This is a genomic window from Kineococcus vitellinus (genome assembly GCF_009906315.1).
Classification (GTDB): domain Bacteria; phylum Actinomycetota; class Actinomycetes; order Actinomycetales; family Kineococcaceae; genus Kineococcus; species Kineococcus vitellinus.
The window spans coordinates 1-7,027 of record NZ_JAAALL010000232.1 but is presented as its reverse complement, the minus strand read 5'-3'; the positions used below and the strand labels follow the sequence as shown (position 1 = coordinate 7,027).

Below are 7,027 nucleotides of genomic sequence, written 5' to 3'. Positions count from 1 at the left end.
GCCGTCGTCGTCCCCGCCGTCCGCTCCGCCACGCGGCCATCCTGCCCCGCCCCGCAGCGCGAGCACCCACGGTGCCGCTGGGTGGTACCCGTGGTCCCACCGACCGGCGTCGCCTCCCGCGCTCCCGTCCCGGGCCGCAGGGTGTCGGGCATGGACACGATCACCCTCGTCACCGGCGGCAACAAGGGCATCGGGCGCGAGAGCGCCCGGCGGCTGAAGGAGGCCGGGCACACGGTGCTCATCGGCGCCCGCGACCCCGGGCGCGGCCGCGCCGCCGCCGCCGACCTCGGCGTCGGGCTGGTGCACCTGGACGTCACCGACCAGGCCGGCGTCGACGCCGCGGCCGCGCGGGTGCGCGCCGAGCACGGGCGCCTGGACGTCCTCGTCAACAACGCCGCGGTCAACAGCGTCGTCGCGCCGCTGGAGCTGACCAGCGCGGCGGACGCCGCCGCGCTGCTGGACGCCAACCTGCTGGGGGTGCTGCGCGTCACCAACGCCTTCGTGCCGCTGCTGCGGGAGTCCCGGCACGCCCGGGTCGTCAACGTGTCCTCCACGGTGGGCTCCTTCGCGGCCACCCTGGAGCACGAGATGTTCGACTGGCAGGTCGTGCCGCCCCTGTACGCGATCTCCAAGACCGCGCTGACGATGCTCACCGTGAAGTACTCCCGCGCCCTGCCCGGGATCCTCGTCAACGCCGCCGACCCCGGTTACACGGAGACCGACCTCAACGAGCACCGGGGCACCCAGACGGTCACCGAGGGCACCGACGCGATCGTGCACCTGGCCACCCTCGGCGACGACGGCCCCACCGGGACCTTCGTCGACCGCCACGGGCCCGTGGCGTGGTGAGGGGACCCGCCGGGGCGGTCCGCGTCAGGGCCGCCCGGGCGCCGACAGCGCGGCGAGGGCCTCCAGGACGGCCGCCTGCAGCCGGGGGTCGGCCAGCACCCGGAAGTGCCCGACGGTGTCGATGGTGACGTGGCGGGCGCCCGGCAGCCGGCTGGAGCCGGGGACGTTCGGGTCGACCCGGCTGGAGATGGAGGTGATGGCCCGGTTGACGTCCTCGCGCGCGGCCAGCTCCCGCAGCACCTGCCCGCCGGGCGCGAAGACGCGCACCGCCCGCAGCGGCACCCAGCGGGCGAGCGCCGACCCCGAGAAGGGCGTGTTGACCGCCACCAGGTGCTGGAAGCGGCCGTCGTCGTCGTGGTGGGCCAGCAGCTGCTTGCCGATCAGGCCGCCCTTGCTGTGCCCGACGACGGCCAGCGGGCCGTCGAGGCCGAGGCCCTGCTCGTCGACGTGGCGGCGCACGGCCAGGGCCGCCTCGGGGATCCCCCCGCCGTTGAAGCCCAGGGCGTCCACGACGTGCACGCGGTGCCCGCCCGCCCGCAGCGCCTCGGTGAGCGGCTGCAGGAAGCGCCAGGACTCGAAGACCCCGGGGACCAGCAGCACCGCCACCCCGCTCCCGTCCCCGCCGGGCGCCTCGGGCGGGGGCGCGCCGCGCCGCAGGCTGCGCAGCTCCCAGCGCAGGGCGTACCACCAGTCCGCGCACGCCCACGCCAGGACCGCCGCACGGGGGAGCACGGGAGCAGCTCACCAGCCCCGCGCCGCCCCCGCAGCCCGGCGGTGCCCCCGCAGCCCGGCGGTGCCCGCCGGGGTGCCCGTGGACCCCGCGGGCCACCCCGGCGGGCGGGGGTGTTCAGTGGTCCCTGCGCCGAGCGGCGCACCCCGGATCGTCCCGACGGAGCGGAGCAGCACGTGCCGGAGAAGACCCCCCGCGAGCGCGGCGGCGGGCGCGTCGTCGTGGTCGGCTCGCTCAACGCCGACCTCGTCGTGCGGACCCCGCGCTTCCCGCGCCCGGGCGAGACGCTGCGCGGCGAGGACCTCCTCGTGCTGCCCGGCGGCAAGAGCGCCAACCAGGCCGTGGCGGCCGGCCGGCTCGGCGGCGACGTCGCGCTGGTCGGCGCCGTCGGGGACGACGGCAACGGGGCGCTGCTGCGCTCCTCGGTCGCCGCCGCCGGCGTCGACGTCTCCGGCGTGGCCACCCGGCCGGACGTGCCGACCGGGACCGCCGTCATCACGGTCGACGACGCCGGGGAGAACACGATCGTCGTCTCCGCGGGCGCCAACGGCACGCTGACCCCCGCCGACCTGCCGGCGGGCGCGTTCGCGGGCGCGGCCGTGCTCTGCCTGTGCCTGGAGGTGGCCACCGACGTCGTGCTCGCCGCCGCCCGGGCCGCCCGCGCCGCCGGCGCCGCGGTCGTCACGAACCTCTCGCCGTTCGGCCCCGTCCCCGACGAGCTGCTGGAGCTCACCGACGTCCTGCTGGTCAACGAGCACGAGGCCGCCCAGCTCGGCGGGCACGGCGTGCGGCGCTCGATCGTGACCAGGGGCGGCGCGGGCTGCGTCGTGCACGACGGGGACGGCGCGCCGGTGCACGTGACGGCCGTGCCCGTCGAGGCCGTGGACACCACCGGCTGCGGCGACGCGTTCACGGGTGCGACGGCCCTGCGGCTGGCGGCGGGCGACGCCCTCCTGGACGCCGCCCGCTACGCCGTGGGCGTCGGCGCCTTCGCCGCCACGCGCCCGGGCGCGCAGTCCTCGTACCCCGCGCCCGAGGAGCTGGCCGCCTTCCTGGAGCGCGCCGCCGCGCGCTGACGAGCGCGCACCCGGCAGCCGGCGGGCGCGCCCGCCGGTGCACGATGGTGCCCGGCCGGGTGCGGGACCCGGTCCCAGCACCCGGGGAGCCGCGATGCCGCGCCACGACCGCGACGAGGTGGCCCGGCGCGCCGGGTACGCCACGTGGCAGGAGGCCGTCGGCGCCACGGCCGACCTCGCCCAGCAGGAGGCCGGCCGGGTGCTCGGGGTCAGCCACCCCACGATCCGCAGCTGGCGCGCCGAGCTCGGCGTCGGGGTCGCGGCGGCGCGGCCGTCGGCGCAGCAGCGCGCGGCCGCCTTCCGGGCCGACCCCGGCGACGAGCGGCACGGTTCGGCCAACGGCTACCGCAACCTCGGCTGCCGCTGCGAGGTCTGCACGCGGGCGTGGACGGACTACCAGCGCTCCCGGCGCACGGGCGGCTGACGGGCGCCCGCGGGGAGTCTCGCGTTGTGGACCGGACGAGGCTGACGTCTGATGAGCCCATGGCAGTCACCCTGCGGTCGATCGAAACGGCCGTCCCGCCCACCGCGCTCGTCCAGCAGCAGCTGCGCGACGTCTTCGCCGCCCAGCCCGGTCTGAGCCGGCTCGGCTCCCGGCTGGCGAGCGCGGCGTTCAACGCCTCCGGCATCGAGCGCCGGCACACCGTGCTCCCCGAGCTGGCCCCCGGCGCCGACACGGGCCCGACCGCCTTCTTCGACCCCGCCGCCGGCCGGCTGCTGGACCCGAGCACCGGGGTGCGCAACGCCGTCTACGCCCGGGAGGCCGACGCGCTGTTCACGCGGGCGGCGGCGGCCTCCCTCGCCGGGTGCGAGGGGGTCGGCGCCGAGGACGTCACGCACGTCGTCACCGCCTCCTGCACGGGCTTCTACTCGCCCGGCCCGGACTACCGGATCGTGCGCGCCCTCGGCCTGCGCCCGTCCGTGCAGCGCACGCACGTGGGTTTCATGGGCTGCTACGCCGCCTTCCCCGCGCTGCGGCAGGCGAACGCGATCTGCCGCGCCGACCCCGACGCCGTCGTCCTCGTCGCCGCCGCCGAGCTGTGCACGCTGCACGTGCGGGTGCGCGACGACCAGGACACCGTCGTCGGCGCGTCGCTGTTCGCCGACGGCGCGGCCGCCGCGGTCGTCACCGGCCGCGACCTCGGGCCCGCACCGGCGCTGCAGCTGGACGACTTCGCCAGCGTCCTGACGCCGGTCGGCGAGGAGGCGATGGCGTGGAGCATCGGTGACAACGGCTTCGAGATGGTGCTCGGTTCCTACGTCCCGCACATCATCGACGAGCACGTCGAGTCCGCCCTGGCCCCGCTGCTGGCGCGCGACGCCGCGCTGCGCGGCAGCGCGCACCGCGAGGTCGAGCACTGGGCCGTGCACCCGGGCGGGCGCAGCATCCTCGACAAGGTGGAGACGACGCTGGGGTTGTCGGCCGAGCAGGTGCGCCCCTCGCGCGAGGTGCTGCGCGACTTCGGGAACATGAGCAGCGCCACCGTCCTGTTCGTCCTGCGCGACGTCCTGGCGCGGGCCGCGGCGGGGGAGCGGGTGTGCGCCATGGCCTTCGGACCGGGGCTGACCGTGGAGTCGGGGTTGTTCACCCGGGTGGGTTCCCCGGTCGCCGGAACCGCGCACGTGCCCGCGGACGCGACCGTCCCGGCGGCGGTGGCGGCACCGCGGCGGGAACTGCTGGGCGCCCGGTGAGCCTGCCCGACCTCGGCGCGCGCGACCGCACCGCCGTCGAGCTGATGGACGACCCGGACTGCGACCTGCCCGCGCTGGAACGCACCTACGCGCACTTCCGCGTCGTCAACGCCGTCGTGGCCGGCTGGCAGCTGGCCTACCGCCGGCACGTGCGGCCGCTGCTGCGCGACGACCGCGTCACGACGGTCCTCGACGTCGGCTGCGGCGGTGGTGACCTGGCGCGGGCGCTGGCCCGCTGGGCGCGCCGCGACGGCCGCCGCGCGCAGGTCACGGGCATCGACCCCGACCCGCGCGCGCACGCCTGGGCGGTGCGGCAGCCGCCGGTGCCGGGGGTGTCCTTCCGGTGCGCCCACAGCAGCGACCTCGTGGCCGAGGGCCGGCGCTTCGACCTCGTCGTCTCCAACCACGTCCTGCACCACCTCGACGAGGACGGCCTGCGCACGCTGCTGGAGGACTCGCGCGCGCTGGCCCGCGACCGGGTCGCGCACAGCGACATCGCCCGCGGCGCCTGGGCCTACCGGCTGTTCTCCCTGGGCAGCCGGCCGCTGGCGGCCGGCTCGTTCGTGCGCGAGGACGGGCTGACCTCGATCCGGCGCAGCTACACCCCCGCCGAGCTCGCGGCGGCGGCCGGGCCCGGCTGGCGCGTCGAGCGCCCGTGGCCGGCGCGCAACCTGCTCCTCGACGCCCCCGCCGCCCCCGCCGACGGGCCGCGCTGACGTGCCGGGCTGCGAGGTGCTCATCGTCGGCGGCGGGCCCACGGGGCTCTACCTCGGCGCGCTGCTGGCCCGCGACGGCGTCGACGTCGCCGTCCTGGAGCGCCGGCCCGAGCCCAGCACGCACTCGCGGGCCATCGGGCTGCACCCGCCCGCGCTGGAGGCCCTGGAGGAGCTGGACGTGCGCGAGGCGGTGCTGGCGGCCGGTGCGCGCGTGCACACCGGCCAGGCGCGCAGCCGGGGCCGCCTGCTGGGCTCCCTGACCTTCGAGCGGGCCTGGCCGCAGAACCCGTTCGTGCTCACGCTGCCGCAGCAGCGCACCGAGGCGCTGCTGGAGCAGCGCCTCGCGCAGCTGGGCCCCGGCGCGCTGCGGCGCGGGCGGGAGGTGCTCGAGGTCCACGACGCGGGCCCGGGGCCGGTGCGCGTGCTCGTGCGCTCCACCGCACCGCCCGCCGCGCCCGGCGGCGCCGCGGGGGGCGTGCAGACCTGGACCGCCCGGGTCGTCGTCGCCGCCGGCGGCGCGCACGGGTGCACCCGCGCGCTGACCGGCACCGCCGGGCGGGTGCGGGCCTACCCGGACACCTACCTCATGGGCGACTTCGCCGACACGAGCGCCGACACCGGCACCGCGGCGATCCACCTCGAGCCCGAGGGCGTCGTGGAGTCCTTCCCGCTGCCCGGCGGGGTGCGCCGCTGGGTCGCGCACACCGGGCGGGCACCGGCGCGGCCGCCCGGGCGGGCGGAGCGGCCGGAGCCGGAGCGGGCGCAGCGGCTGGCCGAGCTCGTGGCGCGGCGCACCGGCGCCGTGCTCGACGTCGGCTCGAACTCGATGGTCAGCGCGTTCAGCGTCCGCCGCCGGATCGCCGGGTGCATGGTCCACGGGCGCCGGGTCGTCCTCGGGGACGCCGCGCACGAGATCAGCCCCATCGGCGGCCAGGGCATGACGCTGGGCTGGCTGGACGCCCGCGAGCTGGCCCCGCTGCTCGTGCGGGAGCTGCGCGGCGGGGACGGCCGCGAGCTCGCCGGCGTGCCCGAGCTGGCGGCCTTCCAGCGGCGGCGGCTGGGCGCCGCCCGCCGGGCGGCGTGGCAGGCGGGGGCCAACACGCGCCTCGGCCGGCCCGTGCCCGCCGTGGTGCGCGGAGCGCGCGACGGCCTGCTGCGGGCCGTGCTGGCCACCCCCGCGCGGCACGGGCTGGCGGGGGCCTTCTCGATGCGCTGGGCCGGGGAGGCCGGGGCCGCCTGAGCGCTGCGGGCGGCTCAGGCGGCGCGCTCCGCGCCCGGCCCCTCGTCCCGTCCTGCGTCCGGTCCCGCGTCCGGTCCCGCGTCCGGTCCAGCGCTGCCGGCGGCGGGGGCCGGGCGCGGGCGCTGACCGGCCTCCGGGTCCTGGCGCAGCACCCGGAAGGCCAGCTGGGTGACCGGCCCGAGCGCGAACGCCACGACGATCGTGCCGGCGCCGACGGGACCCCCGAGCACCCAGCCGACGACCACCACGCCGACCTCGATGGCCACCCGGGAGACGCCGATCGGCCAGCCGCGCAGGTGGCAGGCCACCATGAGGCTGTCGCGCGGCCCGGAGCCGAAGCCCGCGCCGATGTAGACCGCACCGCCCGTCCCGATGAGCACGACCGCCGCGGCCAGCGCCGCCGCCCGCAGCGCGAGCGGCGCCCCGGGCAGGCCGTCGAGCCAGCGCGTGGCCAGCAGCGCGTCCAGCAGCAGCGCGACGAGCACCACGTTGACGAACGTGCCGGTCCTCGGGCGCACCCCCAGCAGCGAGGAGACGCCGAGGACGGCGAGACCGACGACGGCCACGACGAGGCCGAAGCCGGCGCCGGTGCGCCCGGCCAGCCCGGCGTGCAGGACGTCCCAGGAGGAGACGCCCAGACCGGCCTGCAGCGACGTCCACACGCCGGTGGCGCACAGGCCCAGGCCGAGGACGAACTGCCCGCAGCGCCGCAGCGCGGCGACCG

Annotated in this window: 8 protein-coding genes; 6 read left to right on the top strand and 2 right to left on the bottom strand. The window is 78.3% G+C overall.

Annotated elements, in window-relative coordinates:
- Nucleotides 1-150: 150 nt before the first annotated feature.
- Nucleotides 151-849 (top strand): SDR family NAD(P)-dependent oxidoreductase, encoded by a 699-nt coding sequence (locus GTQ99_RS17360; RefSeq protein ID WP_166616985.1) that lies wholly within the window; start codon nt 151-153, stop codon nt 847-849.
- A 24-nt stretch (nt 850-873) separates the two neighbouring features.
- Here the strand turns inward: GTQ99_RS17360 and GTQ99_RS17355 are convergent, their stop codons facing one another.
- On the bottom strand, nt 874-1,581 hold the full coding sequence (locus GTQ99_RS17355; RefSeq protein WP_166616984.1) for an alpha/beta fold hydrolase: 708 nt from the start codon (nt 1,579-1,581) through the stop codon (nt 874-876).
- Nucleotides 1,582-1,755: 174 nt separating this feature from the next.
- Between GTQ99_RS17355 and GTQ99_RS17350 the strand changes: the two genes are divergently transcribed.
- From GTQ99_RS17350 to GTQ99_RS17330, 5 genes are all read left to right on the top strand, one after another.
- The gene (locus GTQ99_RS17350; RefSeq protein WP_166616983.1) at nt 1,756-2,655 is read left to right on the top strand and encodes a PfkB family carbohydrate kinase; all 900 of its coding nucleotides are present in this window, start codon (nt 1,756-1,758) and stop codon (nt 2,653-2,655) included.
- Nucleotides 2,656-2,749: 94 nt separating this feature from the next.
- Nucleotides 2,750-3,079: a hypothetical protein gene (locus GTQ99_RS17345; RefSeq protein WP_166616982.1), complete on the top strand. Its 330-nt coding sequence runs from the start codon at nt 2,750-2,752 to the stop codon at nt 3,077-3,079.
- 59 nt (nt 3,080-3,138) lie between these two features.
- Nucleotides 3,139-4,347, top strand: coding sequence for a type III polyketide synthase (locus GTQ99_RS17340; RefSeq protein WP_166616981.1), 1,209 nt, complete (start codon nt 3,139-3,141; stop codon nt 4,345-4,347).
- Nucleotides 4,344-5,063 (top strand): methyltransferase domain-containing protein, encoded by a 720-nt coding sequence (locus GTQ99_RS17335; RefSeq protein ID WP_166616980.1) that lies wholly within the window; start codon nt 4,344-4,346, stop codon nt 5,061-5,063. Before GTQ99_RS17340 ends, GTQ99_RS17335 begins: the two co-directional genes overlap by 4 nt.
- A 16-nt stretch (nt 5,064-5,079) precedes the next feature.
- Nucleotides 5,080-6,303, top strand: a complete 1,224-nt coding sequence (locus tag GTQ99_RS17330) for an FAD-dependent oxidoreductase (protein WP_338075060.1) — start codon at nt 5,080-5,082, stop codon at nt 6,301-6,303.
- A gap of 14 nt (nt 6,304-6,317) precedes the next feature.
- Here GTQ99_RS17330 and GTQ99_RS17325 read toward each other — a convergent pair.
- Nucleotides 6,318-7,027: DUF6198 family protein (locus GTQ99_RS17325; protein WP_166616978.1), on the bottom strand; the 710-nt coding region annotated here is incomplete at its 5' end.

What these genes read in the sequence shown, in the direction of transcription:
- GTQ99_RS17360 (WP_166616985.1), top strand. Translation starts at nt 151, where the DNA reads ATGGACACGATCACCCTCGTCACCGGCGGCAACAAGGGCATCGGGCGC.
- GTQ99_RS17345 (WP_166616982.1), top strand. Translation starts at nt 2,750, where the DNA reads ATGCCGCGCCACGACCGCGACGAGGTGGCCCGGCGCGCCGGGTACGCC.
- GTQ99_RS17340 (WP_166616981.1), top strand. Translation starts at nt 3,139, where the DNA reads ATGGCAGTCACCCTGCGGTCGATCGAAACGGCCGTCCCGCCCACCGCG.